This is a genomic window from Yersinia canariae (assembly GCF_009831415.1).
Taxonomy (GTDB): domain Bacteria; phylum Pseudomonadota; class Gammaproteobacteria; order Enterobacterales; family Enterobacteriaceae; genus Yersinia; species Yersinia canariae.
In genome coordinates this window covers 1,874,927-1,891,348 of record NZ_CP043727.1, presented here as the reverse complement: position 1 = coordinate 1,891,348, position 16,422 = coordinate 1,874,927, and the positions used below count along the sequence as shown (strand labels likewise).

Sequence of the window (16,422 nt, the reverse complement as noted above, 5' to 3'; positions counted from 1 at the left end):
AATTAGTTGGTTTGGTAGACAATTTAAAGTGGGTAGCGGAGTATGCCGCGAAGAAAGTTCTATTTAAGATGTTCTGCCCTGTTTAATTCGATTAACAAGTACAATCCCTACACAGACCAACATTAACGCAACCGCATTTTTCCATTCCAAGATACTTTCATTCAGGAAAATAGCTGACAAAACGGCACCTGATACTGGGATGAGGAAATTGAATGGGGCCACCATGCCAACTCGATTATATTTAAGTAATAAACTCCATAATGCAAAAGCCGCTGATGACAACAGCACCAGATAGGCCAATAGCAATAAAGCTCGCCAGCCAAAATCACTCAAATGGCCGCCGAAGAAATAGCCGCCAAGAGTTAAAACTAAGCCGCCGATAGCTAACTGGTAGCCGGTCATGACAGTCGTATCCATGGTTTGCGAAATACGTTTACCATAAATACTGGCAGCAGACAGAATAAAAGCCGCCAACACAACGCAGCCTTCCCCCATCAGTGAGAAATTAAAGTCCATCAAGTCGGAGCCAAAATTCACGACCATGACACCAGCAAAACCCAAGGCGCATCCAATGATTTTATTAAATGTCAGGCGATCATTTTTATAAATATAATGCGCTAACAGCACACTGAAAAACGTGCCAGTGGCATTCATGATGGAACCTTTAACACCTGTTGTGTACGCCAGTCCAATATAGAAAAAAACGTACTGTAAGGTGGTCTGTGTTAGCCCTAAAATAGCAATCTGCTTATACTGGCTTCTCTTAAGGCGGCCAATAGCCTTGCCGCTAGCTACCGCAAAAAGCAGCAATACAATCCCAGCCAATAAAAAACGATAGCCGGCAAACACCATCTTGCTCGGAATGTCATCGGGGGCAATATGAAACAGCGCATAGCCATTTTTTATGGCCGGATAGGCACTGCCCCATAAAAGGCAACAAAAGGTCGCGACGAGGAAAACAAATTTTTTATTAGTAAAAAGCGGAGGACTCCGGTCCACATCAACATCCTTTTCGACAAAGAAATGAAACATTGTTTCGTTATAACCATTTATTGTATAAAAATCCTGACTAATGTCACTTTTCTCTTAAAAAGATTCAGACAATCCTATTGTCCCGCACCTATAGCTCATTTTGAATCAAATCCGTCACGCAGTGGCATATCTGGCTGCATAATAAATGTACAATGACAAAACTCTTTATTTGCTATTTGCGTCCACGTTTAGTCTCGTTCAATGTTTGCACTAACAGATAGAGATCGTGTACGATGTTGTTTTAATTAAATAACTTTGGTTTTTATTATGTTAAAACTCTTTAACGTAAATTTTAATAATATGCCTGAAAGGAAGTTGGACGAGATCTTCTCACTTAGAAAAATAACGTTTAAAGATCGACTAGATTGGAAAGTCACCTGTATTGATGGCAAGGAAAGCGACCAATATGATGATGAAAATACTAATTATATATTGGGAACAATAGACGACACTATTGTTTGCAGTGTTCGTTTTATTGATATGAAATATCCAACCATGATTACAGGGCCATTTGCCCCTTATTTCTCTGATGTAGATTTACCTATTGACGGTTTTATCGAGTCCAGCCGTTTTTTTGTTGAAAAAGCATTAGCAAGAGATATGGTAGGTAATAATAGTTCCCTTAGTACGATACTGTTTTTGGCAATGGTGAATTACGCCCGACACCGTGGACATAAAGGAATTCTGACCGTCGTAAGTAGAGGAATGTTTACACTACTGAAGCGTTCAGGATGGAATATTACAGTACTGAACCAAGGTGAATCAGAGAAAAATGAAGTTATTTATCTTTTGCATCTGGGCATCGATATAGATAGCCAAAAACAACTCATAAATAAAATACTGAGAATACATCAGGTTGAGCCAGGCACTCTCGAAACGTGGCCAATGATCGTGCCAGGCATTATTAAATAGGTTTGATTAACTTCAATTCGATGCCAAGCCTTATTGCGTGCTTGGCATTTAAAACACCTAACTTTCTCACAACATTACCAATATGGAATTTAACTGTGCTTCTTTTTATCCCCAGTATAATAGAAATTTCAGCATAAGTTTTACCAACACTGGCCCAGTACAAAATCTCATTTTCCCGTGGAGAGAATCTCTCTCTGTCTATTTTAGGGCTACGCTGTTCATTTTTATCGCCATTACTCTGGTAGAGACCTAACATCTTCTCGTGTGTGAGGATAAGTAGCATTTGAATTTTTTCTTTGTTGATTTCAATGCTTTCATCAAAAGAGATACTGTCATCACTTCCATTGGAAATATTTAGCGTTGCCATATTATAGCTATTATCATGAAGGACAAAAGTGTAGCCATTAATAATATTGTATTCTCGTGCTAACTTAAACACGGCTGAATCTGTTGATTTCTTATTAATAACGGAATTGTCATCCCATGCAAAGGGGGCGACTTTATCTTTTGCCGTCAGAATGACTGGATCAATAAGATGATAACTGTTCTTTTTATATTTTTTCACCCAATCCTGAGGATAGTTAGAAATAATAGCAGGATGCAAGGGTGTTCTTTTATTCATTACTAAATAAGAATAACGAAGATCGCCATAGGATTTTATTCTACGTTGAATATAATTCTTTATATCTTCATTAATACTTTCATTATCAAAATAATCAATTATCATAATAGACCAATTTCACACTATGTATAATGTAACAATACAATTTTATCACATTGTTTTCAATAAGAAATACGGTATAAAGTACCCCTACAGATACTCATAACATGGAATTAACTTATCTTGTGAGAACAAACCTAGACTAAAGTATAGTTTTAAAAACTGTACCTAAGGCTAGCTATTATTATACGCCTATGTTAATTAAAATGTTTTTGCTTCGCAGGATTAGTTTTCCATATAATAGAATAAGTATCTTAGCGCACTGACGCTAAGAAAGTTAGCCTGAAAAGAATATATTTTCGCCTACACCAGGGCATTATTATCCCCAAGAACGTGTTTTACCCTGCCATCTGGGTGCTTTTACATTCAGATGGCCATCAAATCCGACGTTATCGACCCCCATCCAATTGATACTCTCGCCGCATGACCTTGTTGGGTTCTCTTATCAGTCATAAGCAGTTCACTGAGCGACCCGCCTACTCTGATGATTTTATCCGCACATCACTCTGTTTTGTTGTTATCTGTAATGCAATAAGGTTATAACCGCGCTTGCCTGAGCACTAATCGTGCTAAAAGCAGAAAAATATTCTTCAAAGACATATAAACATTAAACATATTAATGTAATTTTGATAAACTTGACTTAAGTCATGTCAGTAACCTAAATTAATCGTATGATAAATAAACGGTTATAATGTTTCCCTGGTGTTGGCCAAATTGGCATCCCTTACCAAATGAGATTGGTAAGGGTTTTTTTTGCCTGTTATTTGGACCACTCGCCCCTTTTCTAAGGCGACTGTTGCATTATTCGCGCAAAGGCAATGGCACGGATAATCACCGCGCGATCCACGTCAGGATTATTGCTCTCAAGTAATTGTTGCCAGATAGTAATGGCCTGCGTGTAGCGAGCATGTGTAAAGTTATCATTGGCTTGCAGCATCAGTGCAGTGTATTGCATCGGGTCTTTTGTCAAAGCTTGCTGTAACCAATAGCTCACTTCATCGGTCATTTTTTGCCCTGCCTGATAATAAAACAGTGTCGCGCGGGCGGCGTCTAGCGGCGCACTGGCCCCCTGCAAATGTTCTGCTTGCTTCAATGCCAATAGCGCGTCGTCAAACTCATTACGATACAAATAATGTTGCGCCAAACTAAACCACAGTTGGCCATTATCCGGAGCTTGCCGGATACGCTGCTGTAACAGGAATAATGTCGGGTCATCACTCTGTTTCTCCACCATCGTGTTCAAGCGCGCCGCTTCTTGCTGACGTAAAACCTCTTTTTGTACTGAGGTATATTGGCCCAATTGCTGATATCCCAATAGGATTAGCGTCGGGATCAACACACTAAACCCCGCGGGCCAGCGCCAACTTAGGCGGCCATATTGCGTCAGCCAAGGCCACCATATTCCGATAAGGATCATCAGTAATAATAGCGCCACCCCAACAGCCAAAACCATCAGCGCCCTCCTCTCGAACCTGAAGCTGCCCGGTTACGAATTCGGAGCACTAATCCACCTAACACGCAGGCCAACAGCACTCCTGGCCCAAACCAAAGCACCAGTGTTGCGCCGCGTAATGGTGGCCGATAAAGCACAAAATCCCCATAGCGCTGCGTCATCAGAGTTATAATTTCCTGAGAACTGTGCCCGGCTTCAACCAAGCGGTAGACCTCTAAGCGCAAATCTTGCGCGATGGGTGATGTTGACTCCAATAAGTTCTGATTCTGACATTGTGGGCAGCGCAACTCTTTTGCCAATTCCAGCGCTTGTTGTTGATTTTCTTGAGAACTAAAATGATAGGTATCCACCAGGGAGGCTAACGCCCACGGTGAAAATAGCAGGGATAACATCAGTAATACGGCTTTCATGGTGTCTGCGCCTTAGCCCATTGCGCCAATAATGGTGCGAACTGTTGTTGCCATATCTCCAGTGTCATTTCACCTGCATAGCGCTGGCGAATAATTCCTTCGGCATCGATTAGCCAGGTTTCTGGTGTGCCATACACCCCCATCGCGAGAGCTAAAACTCCTTGTGGATCATAGAGATTCCGCTGATAAGGATTGCTGTAACGGTGAAGTGTATTCAACGCCGCCTGGCGATCATCACGATAATTCAAGCCGTAGAATTGCACTTCATTTAAGCTATCGGCGATTTGGCCCAATAGCGCCAGCTCTTGTTTACAACTGGCACACCAACTGGCCCACACATTAATTACCGTCACCTTACCCAGCAACTGGCTTCGTGTTATTTGCTGTTCTGGCAGTTGTAAGTCAGTGAGTGAAAACTCGGGGAAAGGCAAGTTTTTCTCTGCTAATTCAATATGATGTGGGTTACGATTAAGACCGCTATAAAGTATTATCCCTAAGCTAAAAGCCAGCACAGGCACCAGCAACCAAGGCCACCGTTGTTTCATTTGCCCTCCGCGATATCTCTGGTGGGCCGGGTTCTGCGCCACAGTGCCAGCCCTCCGCCGAACACCATTATCAGTGCGCCGCCCCAAATCCAGCTGACCATCGGTTTATGATACACCCGCACGCTATATTCCCCCGCGCCCAAGTTATCCCCTAGTACCGCATAAAAATCGGCTAAAGGGCCGCTGGCGATAGCGGGCTCAATCATCAACATTTCACGGGCTGTATAATGCCGCCGCTCAGGTCGCAGTGTGGTGATGGATTGCCCATCCAGACTCACCGCAATATGCGCCCGCTCGCTGGTGTAATTTGGCCCGACCAATAACTCAGTTTGCCGATAAATCAATTGGTAACCCGCTAGTGTGACTTGTTTACCGGGGAACATCCGGCTGCCCTGCTCCTGTGAGTGATATGAAGCAAACAGCATGCCCAGTAAGCTGATGGCAACGCCACCATGAATCAGCCATGACTGCCAACGAATCTTCGGGGCAAACAAAGGTGCGCATAATGCCCAAAGGGCCAATGTGACGCCCGGCATCATGCCTGATTGCCATGATGGCTGTAGCCAACCAGCACCAAATAGCGCTCCACAGATGGCCAACAGCGCAGGGACGGCAAGACGCCAGCACTGGATTTTGGGGCTTTGTCGCCAATCAGCAAATGGTGCCCACCCCATCAGTAATAACAGTAACAATACAAAAGGTGTCAGTGTTTGGTTAAAATAAGGCGCGCCGACGGATAACGAACCCAAACCTAATGCGCTGAAAATCAAAGGATATAATGTACCAATCAGCACGGTGACAGCGGCGATGCTTAATAATATCAGTGCCGCCAGCAATAAAGTTTCCAGCGAAAAAAGATTGAAATCAGCCGCGCGCGTATTTCCCCTAACCCGCAGTGCAAACAGCATTAATGAAATCAATGTGACGATGCCAAACAGTGCCAGTAAGGCTTCGCCACGCGCGGTATCAACGGCAAAAGCATGGACCGAGGTCAACACCCCGGAACGGACAATAAAAGTGCCTAGCAAGCAAAGTTGAAACGTCACCAATGACAGTAAAATACCCCATTGCTGATACATACCGCGCCGTTCGCTGATAGCCAGAACATGCAATAATGCGGTGCCGGTAAGCCAAGGGAGTAAGGAAGCATTTTCTACTGGGTCCCAGAACCACCAGCCGCCCCAGCCTAATTCGCTATATGCCCACCACGCACCTAACAAAATGCCAATACTCAATAACCCCCAAGCAGCCAATGCCCAAGGACGGCTGTAGTGCGCCATATTTTGGCTACTTTTCCCTTCAAGTAATGTCGCGACGGCGAATGCAAAACTGATGGCAAAACCGCTATAGCCCAAATACAGTAGCGGAGGATGAAAAATCAGCGCAAGATCCTGCAACATGGGATTCAAATCACGCCCTTCAGCCAGAGTCGGGAATAATCGTTCAAAGGGGTTGGAGAAAAAGAGGATAAATAGACTAAAGATGAGCAGAAGCCAGCCCATCACCCCTTGCGAGCGGGCAAAAAAACGCAGTGGGAAATGGCGGCGAAATAGGGTCAGCGCTGAGCTCCACAGGCTAAGCGCAAACAATAGAAACAACATGGAACCCTCATGCCCTCCCCAGATTGCCGCTATTTTATAAAAAATTGGCAGTTGGCTGTTCCCGTGCTGGGCGACATACAATACAGAGAAATCATCAGTGGAAAAGCACCAGCCCAGAGTTAATATCGCCAAAGTAATCAATAAGGTCACGCCATAGCTAAGTGAAGGCAGCCAAACCAACAAAGGTATTCGCCGCCCATGCAAAGCCATAAAGGGCACACAACCGAGCAATAGCGCCAATGACGCCGCCGCCAGCAGTGAAAGCAGCCCCAGTTCACCTGTCATCGCATTTTATCCATTACACAATTTATCCATTACACAATTTTATCCATCACTCAGTCTTCGCCATCACACCACGGTCATCTGGCCGGCATAAAGAATGAAGAAACGTAATACGAATACGCCGAACAAACTTAGCCCCGAAACCATCAGCAGGAATGAAACTCGGTGGCGCACTTTATGGCTGCAATAACTGTTTAAAATCAATGGCAACACCATGCCACAGCCAATCACCCAGAACCAAAACATGATGGCCCAGAATCCGCCCCCCAAAGCGACTGACACCGCAACTTCTTTCTGACCGCCGCCGAACCATAGCCCGGTAAAAAAGGCCAATAGTAGAAATAGCTCCAGCCAGACCACTGGTTTTTCCAGTCGATGGACAAAAGCTAATGCCGGGCTATGGATAGGCTCTTTAAAAAAGCCCACAGAGCACAGCACCATGGCAGCAATACCGGAAGAGACACCCGAGAACAGGAATAACACCGGCAATACCGGGTTGTTGAGCAGCGGATAGCTTTTCAATGCAGATAACAAAAAGCCGGTATAAGCCCCTAAAGCAACCGCCAGAAACATCATCAGCGGCTCGAGTTTGCCCTCAATTGGGGCCAACTTATTCAGTAACACGCTTATCCAATTCAACTTAGGGTAAGGCTGTAATAATCCCGCCAGCCAATGACGGAATATCACTGCCAGCCATACCAATAACACCACCATATAGATTTGAAATAGCATGACGCCCAATGACATGACCGAACTGCTGCTGTAGAAAAACATCAGTTTCCAGAAAGTCCATGGCCGGGTAAGGTGCAGAATTAAGATAAACAAGCCCATGATTACGGCCAGTGGCGCAATAATCGCCGTGGACTTCAGTAACCCACTTTGCGCGGCATCACCCCCCAATATACGCCGTTTAACCAATAAGCTAACGACCACCATACCGGCCGAAACTCCTATTAGAAACAGATAGATAGCAATCGGCCAATCCCAGACTAATGACTCAAAATGAAACGGTGTATTCAGTTCAGGACTCATCCGGTTATCTCCCCATACTGGAAAGGAACACGGTAAAGCTTTGGTTGTGTTCCCAAATGTAACTTGGCGCGATACACAGTGCGCTGATGTAACAGCTTCACCAACTCACTGTTTGGGTTGTCCAAATTGCCAAAAGTCAGCGCTTTAGTGGGGCAAGATAAAACACAAGCCGGTTGTTTGCCCTGTTTGAGATTGGTTTTGCGGCAAAAATCGCATTTGTCAGCAGTCCTCGTCACCGGATGAATAAAACGAACCCGATATGGGCAAGCCGCAATACAGTACTGGCATCCGACACAAAGGTCAGGATTGACGTCCACAATCCCAGTTGCAGCATCACGATAAGATGCGCCGGTGGGGCAAACGTCGACACACGGCGCTTTATCACAATGCTGGCAAGAGTGACGATAAAATTGGTATTTCACTGCGGGGAACTCGCCAATGGGCTGGCTGCGGATAATGCTTAAGCGCGAAACACCCGCAGGGACGTGATTGACTTCACGGCAAGCATCCATACACGCAGTACAGCCAATACAGCGGGTTTCATCATGCAACATGCCATAACGTACACCATCAATAGTGCCGCTCAGCGCCAATGAACGCCCTGATGATCCGGTCAGGAAGATAAGCGCCCCCATACTGGCGATAAAGTGACGACGATTTGTATTCATGGCGCGTCCTTCGGTATCAGCTCCTGCTGGCGACGGTGACAATCCACACAGATTTTGACCCGTCCTTTGTCATCCAAGCCGTGCATTGGATCTGTTTTAGGGTGCAACTGATGACAACTGACACACGAAAGCTTCAACATATGCACATCATGTGGCCAGAATGCTTCGCGTAATTTTTCCGGCTGATGACAGCTCATACAGACACTGTTTTGCTGCGAAACACTGTACATCGCTTTATCAGCATTCAGCATATCACTGTTAAAACGCATCACATCTTTAACGCCATTTCGGTGCAGTACTGATGCTTTTCCATGACAATTAGTGCAAGTTACCGCCAATTGCGTATTGGGATTAATCGCCCCGGCATGTTTACCGTGTAACTCATCTTTTTGTTCTTTATGACATTGGACACAGGCCGCATCCGGGTTGCGCTGTGGCTCAACCACATGGCCCGAACGGGTTGTTTTCGGCGCATCTGCTGGTGTTGTGGCGAGTGTGGGCAGCGTGTACAGGGTCAGCACTGCCAGCAATACCGCTGAACAGAATGAACGTAAAACGCGCATAGTTATTCCACCTTTGCTATGGCCCAAGCTGGGGCCAGTTTGTCCCTGGAATAGTTCCGGCGGGTACTTTGCCCACCGGAACGCCGCTTACTGGCTCAATCGGCCCGCTTTTCTGGCTGTCGAATCCCAGGTCGGCACCACTTGTTGCAGAAACTCCTGCTTCTCACTGTTGAGCTTATCCATATCCATCCCCAATGCTTTTTGTGCATTGAGTTTGGTAGAGATATCCGGCAGTGGAATTTCGTGGCTAATTCCCTTGGTAGCAAGCAAGCGCGCCAGTTTAGTGCGCGCATCAGCGGCTTTATTCAATGCACCGCCGAGCACACGCAGACCCACATCTGGTGCATGCATATGAATACCGTGAGAGGCAATGGCGTAGTCCCAGCGCCACTGTGCATGGCGAATATCTTGCAAAATCGGCTTCATTTCTTGCTCAGTCGCCCCGGCATCCCAAGCAGCCTTCGCTTCGTAATGCGCATGAACCAACTGTTTCTCAACATTCAGTTTCAGCTCCTGAATGCTGGCTTTGCGTTCGGCGACAATATCCTGCAAGGTTTTTTTGTCTTGGGTGTGGCAGTTAACACAGGTGGTTTCAAAACTATCAAACGGATTGCGGATCTGGTGGTCGGTATACACTTTGCCCGCCGCATTTTGAATTTTCGGCATATGACAATCGATACAACTGACATTATTTTTACCGTGAATACCGGCACGCCAGGTTTCATACTCTGGGTGCTGAGCTTTCAGCATCGGGGTTTTCGACAATGGGTGGACCCAATCAGAGAAAGCAATTTCGTCGTAATATTTCTCCATTGACTCCACATCAGTCCCTTGATCCCAAGGAAGCTTCACGGCTTTATCTTTACCGGCGAAGTGATATTCAACATGACACTGGCTGCACACCATGGATTGTTGATCCAAGCGGCTGGCATGTTCGAAAGGTTTATTGATAGATTGCAACGCGCGCTCAGTATAAGGGCGTGATAACACCAAGGCCGGCTTGCCCGCCGCAAAATCGGCCGTGGCAGTATCATGGCAATCGGCGCATCCCAATTGATTGACAACTTCCGGGCCACCTCTGGCCCAAGTTCCTTTGAAATAGCCCTCTTCGCCCTGTTCATTGATCAACCGGGCAACATCCGGGCTTTTACAACTCCAGCACGCCATGGGGAGTGGCCCATCTTCGGCGGTTTTGGGAGCGGCTGTTCGTAATGTTTCCCGCACATCAGTGACCGCATAAGCATGCCCACGAGGTTTGTTATAATCTTTTGCAAATGGGTAGCCCGCCCACAGAATCACCAGATTCGGGTCTTCAGCCAATGCATCTTCTCGCGGCCCACTTTCCTTAGTTTTCAACCAGGAAGTGAACTGATCCACATGCTGTTCCGCGAACTTATCATTACGGGCCTCAATCGGTGGCGTCGGTGCTGCCGATAAAGAAAATACCCCCCCAATTGCCAAAAGAGCCAATATCCCTACTGACATTCGTCTTATAAATTTGCTCACAATAGTTACTCCAGTGTGCTTTTCCATACCGGACGCCGCCAGTGCTTGCACCGGACAGTCATTTTTTATTTTTAAACTCGCAATAGGATGAAAATATTCGCCCAGAGACAGCTATGACAGATTTCGCCCAATAGGAGTTATGGAGATAGTAAGGAGGATTTTCAGCAAATAATTTGTTGTAGTGAGAATGCTTGTTTTAGATCAAACAATTTTTGTGTGGGTATTTGTTTTTATGAACCAGCTCAAAAAAACTCAGCTCATCGATCAATTATTGCATAAAATCAAACATATACCTCTTTAGAGGTATGCGGCTAAAAGAAAGAAATAGGGATCTGGATAGATTGATAAATCAGTCAGTACAGCAAAAAACAGTGAAAAGAGGTGTAACGGCGTTCGGCGTTATTAAGTTTGCGAGATGTTTATTGGGGGAAAAATAACAAGAAGAAGTAACTAAGAGAAGATGGCGGAGGAGGAGAGATTCGAACTCTCGAACGGTTTCCCGTCGACGGTTTTCAAGACCGTTGCCTTCAGCCACTCGGCCACCCCTCCGCAACGAGCCGAACTATAAACAGAGCTCCGCCGCTTGTAAAGCTTGTTTGTGTTTAATCGCCCAAAAAGCCGCCATCTGATTATCAAATGATGAATTAATCGTCATGCTGATGCTTCACTGTACAACTGCCCCAGCGCGCTATTTCCCCCGGCTGCATGAGCAAACAAAAACACAGACTTCTTTGGGATATGGGGAAATATTTGTTAAATTAGCTGCCATTTGATTGATGGGATAACTGAGGTTGTATGTTGGAGTTTGAAGGTCGCACGATTGATACCGACGCACAGGGTTACCTGAAAAACAGCGCAGACTGGAGCGAAGCTCTGGCACCGACACTGGCTGAACAAGAAGGTATTACACTCACCGAACCCCATTGGGAAGTGGTGCGGTTTGTGCGCGCTTTTTATCTGGAATTCAATACATCACCTGCAATCCGGATGCTGGTAAAAGCCATGGCGCAGAAATATGGGGAAGAAAAAGGTAACAGCCGATATCTCTATCGCCTATTTCCTAAAGGGCCAGCAAAACAAGCAACAAAAATTGCCGGGCTGCCAAAACCGGTGAAATGTATTTAACAAATGACGCCATTCCGGCGCTTCCACTTCCTTGTTGATGGCCGCTAATAGCGGATTTTAAATGTCTCAAAGGGCGTGGTCGGATAAGGCTCTGTCAGCAGGCGGTCGACTCGCGCCCCCCGTGGCCCGCCCTGCTTAATCCACTCCAGCAGTTGTTCGACAGCGTGTTGCTCGCCATAAGCCACAACTTCTACACTGCCGTCATCACAATTTTTAGCATAGCCCGTCACCCCTAACGCCAGTGCCTGGCGCTGCGTATTATAGCGAAATCCCACTCCCTGGACGACGCCGTAAACATAAGCAGCAATACATACTTTTGCCATATTCCCCCCAGCTACATAATCATTAAATACTCATGACTTGTTAGCCCATGACTACAAATATAGCTATCCGTGCTCATTTACCAAATTGCTAAATGATACTTACCAAGCCGTATTCCTTTATTGATATTTTTACTTTTCCCCATGCTTTGCAGCGGAACGGCTTTTATTTGCGACGGAGAAATTACTCTCAGCAGAATCTAATTCTTTAGATAAGAAGTAATTAAGAAATGTTCGTATGACCGCAATGATGGCCAGTTTAATCAATTCTTCCATACTAGGGTTGATTGTCGTGGCCAAGATATCCGCTGCTAATTGAAACTCGAGTGCCAAGGCAAGCCAAGTACCAAAACGCGTTCTCATCAAGTGGAGAATAGACTGATTTTTGACGTTTGTTATTGCGGTAGGGAGTGACTTTACCAACCCGACAAACACACAAATAACGGACAAGAACTCTAAGAAAAGCTGCAATGACTGAGAGATATAGATGAGGATTTCTTTTATGCTTTCCAAGGGAATTAGCCACTTATATCAAATGTTTATTAGCACCTCATAACAGCGCCGTTCTTGGCCCTCAATGATATTATCCAAGGCCTTGAGCTAACAGAACGGGCGCCATGAGATGAAAGAGTATTTATTTGTCGCCGTTCTTTTGGCTCAAGTGGAAAGAGAAGCGCGATTGGAAATAAGCTTTAACGTGTTCTTCCATCGCGTGAATCTTTTGGTCAATACTATTACAAAGAAACTCATCACTGTTCATTGCCTCAACCCGCTGTTGCGCGATTAAGTCGATTTCTTCTTTTTGTTTTTCTGTGAGTTCTGAGTGAGTTGGCTTATTAGTCATGGTGCTATCCCTATCCTGAAGAAAGAAAGTAATTATAGCTCTATGAATATATTAGTGAAAAAAATTTTAATTTTTCTGTTCAATGCCAGGTGACGACTAATAAAATGCTGAAACGCCTAAATGACTGGCAAGTATCAAGACAGTCGCGGGTAGTGAGTGGGGTGATATTGCTATATGATTATGACCTTATTTTGATTGATAATGACTTATCAATTTTAACTATTTGATTTAAAAAGAATATTATAATGCGCCTATTTCTTGCTAAAGGACGTGAAAAATCCTTACTTCGTCGCCATCCATGGATTTTCTCTGGGGCAGTTCAACGCCTTGAAGGCAATGCACTTCCCGGTGAAACCATCGATATTCTTGATAGTCAGGGTAAATGGCTGGCCCGCGCCGCCTACTCTCCTGAATCACAAATTGTGGCGCGAGTCTGGACGTTCCAACAAGATGAAGTTATCGACAGTGAATTTTTTGTTCGCCGTCTACAACGGGCACAAACCTGGCGCGATTGGTTGGCACAGCGCGATGGCTTGAATGGCTACCGCCTGATTGCAGGTGAATCCGACGGCTTGCCGGGCATGACCATTGACCGTTTCCAAAATTTCCTGGTATTACAATTGCTGTCAGCCGGGGCTGAATATCAACGTGCTGCGCTGGTCAGTGCATTACAACAGTGCTACCCGGAATGCTCTATTTACGACCGCTCCGATGTCTCAGTGCGTAAAAAAGAAGGGTTACCGCTAACCCAAGGCACTGTTTGTGGTGAAATGCCCCCGGCGCTGCTCCCCATCACTGAGCATGGCATGCAACTGCTGGTAGATATTCAGCAGGGCCATAAAACCGGCTTTTATTTAGACCAGCGTGATAGCCGCCTGGCCGCCCGTCATTACGCCGATGGCCGCCGTGTGCTGAACTGCTTCTCTTATACCGGAGCCTTTGCCGTCGCTGCACTGATGGGGAATTGCCAGCAAGTTATCAGCGTTGATACTTCACAAGCAGTGCTGGATATTGCTAAACAAAATGTGGAGCTTAACCAGTTAGATCTGAGCAAAGCCGAGTTTATTCGTGATGATGTCTTCCAATTGCTGCGAAATTACCGCGCGCAAGGGGAAAAATTTGACATGATCATTATGGACCCACCGAAATTTGTGGAAAATAAAAGCCAACTGGCCAGTGCGTGTCGCGGTTATAAAGATATCAATATGTTAGCGATTCAGCTATTACGTCCTGGCGGTATCCTATTAAGCTTCTCATGCTCTGGCTTGATGCCAACAGATTTATTCCAGAAAATTTTAGCGGATGCTGCGTTAGATGCAGGTCATGATATACAATTTATAGAGCAGTTCCGTCAGGCAGCGGATCACCCCGTTATCGCGACATATCCCGAAGGTTTGTACCTGAAAGGATTTGCGTGCCGGATAATGTGACTTGAAATGCCCTGCGCTGCCCTCATATAGGAAGCAGCGTAATGTTTCTCAGGAGGTTATCATGATCGCCAGTAAATTCGGTATTGGGCAGCAGGTTCGCCACAGCCTACACGGCTACTTGGGTGTAGTGATTGATATCGATCCTGAATATTCTCTTGAGCCACCAGCACCTGATGAGGTTGCTAACAATGATACTTTGCGTTCATCACCTTGGTATCACGTGGTCATTGAGGATGATGAGGGGCAACCGATACACACTTATCTGGCCGAAGCACAGTTGACGTATGAAGATATGGATGCTCACCCGGAACAACCATCATTAGATGAATTGGCCGCGTCCATCCGTCATCAGCTACAAGCACCACGCCTGCGCAACTAAACGTTGAGTCCCATTGATAAAACCCGGCACTGATTGCCGGGTTTTTTATATGCGAAATTTAAGCTCATTCACGCAGAAAATATTACTTTTTTTCTAACCCTAATCGGGGAATTTCAATTTTAGGGCAGCGATCCATCACAACTTTTAACCCAGCATCTGCCGCCAAAGTTGCCGCTAACTCATTAATCACACCAATTTGCAGCCATAACACCTTAGCTCCGATAGCAATAGCATCCTGTGCCACGCCATAGGCGGCTTCAGCATTACGGAATACATCTACCATATCAATTGGATAAGGAATATCAGCTAATTCAGCATAAACCTGCTGACCCAGTAAGGTCTTTCCGGCAAGTTTAGGGCTGACCGGCGTCACCTCATACCCTTGCTGTAACAAGTAAGCCATAACGCCATAACTCGGCCGTCCGGGGTTATCACTGGCCCCCACTAATGCAATCGTCTTTACCTGCTGGAGAATGTCGACAATGTCTTTATCGTGCATTTTTCAGTTCCTCTGATGCGCTAAATGAATATTCAAATCCATTTGCTGGCGGATGGATTTACTCATACTAGACGACACCTAAGTGTATATCATGCGGAAAAATCATAATAAACGCAGCCTAATTGATTTGGTTTACTAGTTGTGGCCGGAATAACTGTTAGATTGATTCCTTTCTCTTTAGAATTCATTAAGATAATAGCGACATATTTATACTGAATGTTTCAAAAGGTAAATAAATATGGGCAACCGGAAAGACTTTGACACATAATCTAGCGTGTCTGACAATGTAAGTAGGTATTACCTTCAGGAGTAGCACATGAAATTTGGTCTGGTGGTCGCAGGGATTTTGGCCGTTTGCTGTAGTACTTCAGCTATAGCCACGACCTTAAAACTTGCGCCGGAAATTGACCTGTTGGTGGTCGATGGCAAAAATATGTCAGGTTCTTTACTCAAAGGGGCTGATAGCCTGGAGTTAAATAGCGGCCAGCATCAGATTTTGTTCAAAGTGGCAAAACCGCTACCTGCGGATCCAAAAGTATTGTATGCCTCTCCCCCTTTGGTGGTGGTATTTAACACCCGTAACATCAGTTCAGTGGCAATAAAATTACCCGCTATTGAGACAGAGCGGGATGGCAGCAAGTTCTCTAAAAACCCGACTTATCAGCTTATTGGTGATAACGGGCGGCCATTATCCGTACGCCACGATGTATTACATCAAGATAATCTCAATACTGCGGCCACTCTTGAGACGGCAATGGCTACCTATAACGTCGGGCAATTCAGTGCTTCAGTGCCCTCTTTTGCCACCATTCCCCCCTCACCGGTGAGTGCGGTTCCAGGAACGACAATTGCGGTGGCGGGCACGAATGCCGCACAGAAAAAAACCAATTTACAAGGCGAGAATGTGGCAGAGCAGATGCTGCAATATTGGTTCCTACAAGCAGATGCAGGAACTCAACAACGCTTTCTGTTATGGGCTAAAAAACAACCCGCACAGTAATGAACTTGAGTTCAGGCCGTTCTTAAACATCGGGTTATGCTTGTTTCCTCGCATTTTTTTGCGTTGCTACTATGCACAAAATCGCCATTTCAGTAATCT

General features: G+C 45.5%; 19 protein-coding genes and 1 tRNA gene. 5 read left to right on the top strand and 15 right to left on the bottom strand.

Going from position 1 to position 16,422, the window contains the following annotated elements:
* Positions 1–63: 63 nt before the first annotated feature.
* Entirely contained in the window at positions 64–999 is a 936-nt protein-coding gene (locus F0T03_RS08735) for a DMT family transporter (RefSeq protein ID WP_145554600.1), read from the bottom strand.
* A gap of 300 nt (positions 1,000–1,299) precedes the next feature.
* On the opposite strand from F0T03_RS08735, the gene F0T03_RS08730 reads away from it, so the two are divergent.
* The gene (locus F0T03_RS08730) at positions 1,300–1,944 is read left to right on the top strand and encodes an acyl-homoserine-lactone synthase (protein ID WP_162526920.1); all 645 of its coding nucleotides are present in this window, start codon (positions 1,300–1,302) and stop codon (positions 1,942–1,944) included.
* Here F0T03_RS08730 and yenR read toward each other — a convergent pair.
* The 10 genes from yenR to F0T03_RS08680 all read right to left on the bottom strand — a co-directional run bounded on the left by yenR (position 1,937) and on the right by F0T03_RS08680 (position 11,275).
* Positions 1,937–2,671, bottom strand: coding sequence for a LuxR family transcriptional regulator YenR (gene yenR / locus F0T03_RS08725; RefSeq protein WP_145563126.1), 735 nt, complete (start codon positions 2,669–2,671; stop codon positions 1,937–1,939). The genes F0T03_RS08730 and yenR overlap by 8 nt on opposite strands.
* A gap of 779 nt (positions 2,672–3,450) precedes the next feature.
* Complete coding sequence (locus tag F0T03_RS08720; protein WP_145557532.1) at positions 3,451–4,119, bottom strand: TPR domain-containing protein; 669 nt, start codon at positions 4,117–4,119, stop codon at positions 3,451–3,453.
* Entirely contained in the window at positions 4,119–4,529 is a 411-nt protein-coding gene (gene nrfF, locus F0T03_RS08715; RefSeq protein ID WP_159677874.1) for a heme lyase NrfEFG subunit NrfF, read from the bottom strand. The genes F0T03_RS08720 and nrfF overlap by 1 nt, the downstream gene beginning before the upstream one ends.
* A complete protein-coding gene (locus tag F0T03_RS08710) occupies positions 4,526–5,074 on the bottom strand; it encodes a DsbE family thiol:disulfide interchange protein (protein ID WP_159677872.1) in 549 nt (182 codons plus the stop codon). Before F0T03_RS08710 ends, nrfF begins: the two co-directional genes overlap by 4 nt.
* Positions 5,071–6,960, bottom strand: coding sequence for a heme lyase CcmF/NrfE family subunit (locus F0T03_RS08705; RefSeq protein WP_159677870.1), 1,890 nt, complete (start codon positions 6,958–6,960; stop codon positions 5,071–5,073). Before F0T03_RS08705 ends, F0T03_RS08710 begins: the two co-directional genes overlap by 4 nt.
* Before the next feature lie 63 nt (positions 6,961–7,023).
* Positions 7,024–7,989: a cytochrome c nitrite reductase subunit NrfD gene (nrfD, locus tag F0T03_RS08700; RefSeq protein WP_159677868.1), complete on the bottom strand. Its 966-nt coding sequence runs from the start codon at positions 7,987–7,989 to the stop codon at positions 7,024–7,026.
* The gene (gene nrfC / locus F0T03_RS08695) at positions 7,986–8,657 is read right to left on the bottom strand and encodes a cytochrome c nitrite reductase Fe-S protein (RefSeq protein ID WP_159677865.1); all 672 of its coding nucleotides are present in this window, start codon (positions 8,655–8,657) and stop codon (positions 7,986–7,988) included. The genes nrfD and nrfC overlap by 4 nt, the downstream gene beginning before the upstream one ends.
* Positions 8,654–9,220, bottom strand: coding sequence for a cytochrome c nitrite reductase pentaheme subunit (gene nrfB / locus F0T03_RS08690; protein WP_159677863.1), 567 nt, complete (start codon positions 9,218–9,220; stop codon positions 8,654–8,656). The genes nrfC and nrfB overlap by 4 nt, the downstream gene beginning before the upstream one ends.
* A gap of 87 nt (positions 9,221–9,307) precedes the next feature.
* Complete coding sequence (gene nrfA, locus F0T03_RS08685) at positions 9,308–10,705, bottom strand: ammonia-forming nitrite reductase cytochrome c552 subunit (protein WP_145557545.1); 1,398 nt, start codon at positions 10,703–10,705, stop codon at positions 9,308–9,310.
* A 482-nt stretch (positions 10,706–11,187) separates the two neighbouring features.
* Positions 11,188–11,275, bottom strand: a tRNA-Ser gene (locus F0T03_RS08680).
* A gap of 246 nt (positions 11,276–11,521) precedes the next feature.
* Here F0T03_RS08680 and tusE point away from each other — a divergent pair.
* Positions 11,522–11,851, top strand: coding sequence for a sulfurtransferase TusE (gene tusE, locus F0T03_RS08675; protein ID WP_162526919.1), 330 nt, complete (start codon positions 11,522–11,524; stop codon positions 11,849–11,851).
* Between the two features lie 44 nt (positions 11,852–11,895).
* Here the strand turns inward: tusE and yccX are convergent, their stop codons facing one another.
* The 3 genes from yccX to F0T03_RS08660 form a co-directional block, all read right to left on the bottom strand.
* Positions 11,896–12,174 (bottom strand): acylphosphatase, encoded by a 279-nt coding sequence (gene yccX, locus F0T03_RS08670; protein WP_145557549.1) that lies wholly within the window; start codon positions 12,172–12,174, stop codon positions 11,896–11,898.
* A gap of 129 nt (positions 12,175–12,303) precedes the next feature.
* The gene (locus F0T03_RS08665; RefSeq protein ID WP_145557551.1) at positions 12,304–12,684 is read right to left on the bottom strand and encodes a DUF1622 domain-containing protein; all 381 of its coding nucleotides are present in this window, start codon (positions 12,682–12,684) and stop codon (positions 12,304–12,306) included.
* 121 nt (positions 12,685–12,805) lie between these two features.
* Entirely contained in the window at positions 12,806–13,015 is a 210-nt protein-coding gene (locus tag F0T03_RS08660; protein WP_159677860.1) for a hypothetical protein, read from the bottom strand.
* A 239-nt stretch (positions 13,016–13,254) separates the two neighbouring features.
* Here F0T03_RS08660 and rlmI point away from each other — a divergent pair, with 239 nt between their 5' ends.
* Together rlmI and hspQ are read left to right on the top strand one after the other, a co-directional pair.
* A complete protein-coding gene (rlmI, locus tag F0T03_RS08655) occupies positions 13,255–14,445 on the top strand; it encodes a 23S rRNA (cytosine(1962)-C(5))-methyltransferase RlmI (protein ID WP_181952400.1) in 1,191 nt (396 codons plus the stop codon).
* Positions 14,446–14,506: 61 nt separating this feature from the next.
* Complete coding sequence (hspQ, locus tag F0T03_RS08650; RefSeq protein ID WP_050115704.1) at positions 14,507–14,824, top strand: heat shock protein HspQ; 318 nt, start codon at positions 14,507–14,509, stop codon at positions 14,822–14,824.
* An 82-nt stretch (positions 14,825–14,906) separates the two neighbouring features.
* On the opposite strand, the gene F0T03_RS08645 is transcribed toward hspQ, so the two are convergent.
* Positions 14,907–15,323: a CoA-binding protein gene (locus F0T03_RS08645; protein ID WP_145555118.1), complete on the bottom strand. Its 417-nt coding sequence runs from the start codon at positions 15,321–15,323 to the stop codon at positions 14,907–14,909.
* A gap of 316 nt (positions 15,324–15,639) precedes the next feature.
* Here F0T03_RS08645 and F0T03_RS08640 point away from each other — a divergent pair, with 316 nt between their 5' ends.
* Positions 15,640–16,323 carry a DUF2057 family protein gene (locus F0T03_RS08640; protein WP_162526918.1) on the top strand — a complete coding sequence of 228 codons (684 nt, stop codon included), beginning with the start codon at positions 15,640–15,642 and terminating at the stop codon, positions 16,321–16,323.
* The last annotated feature ends 99 nt before the right edge of the window (positions 16,324–16,422 follow it).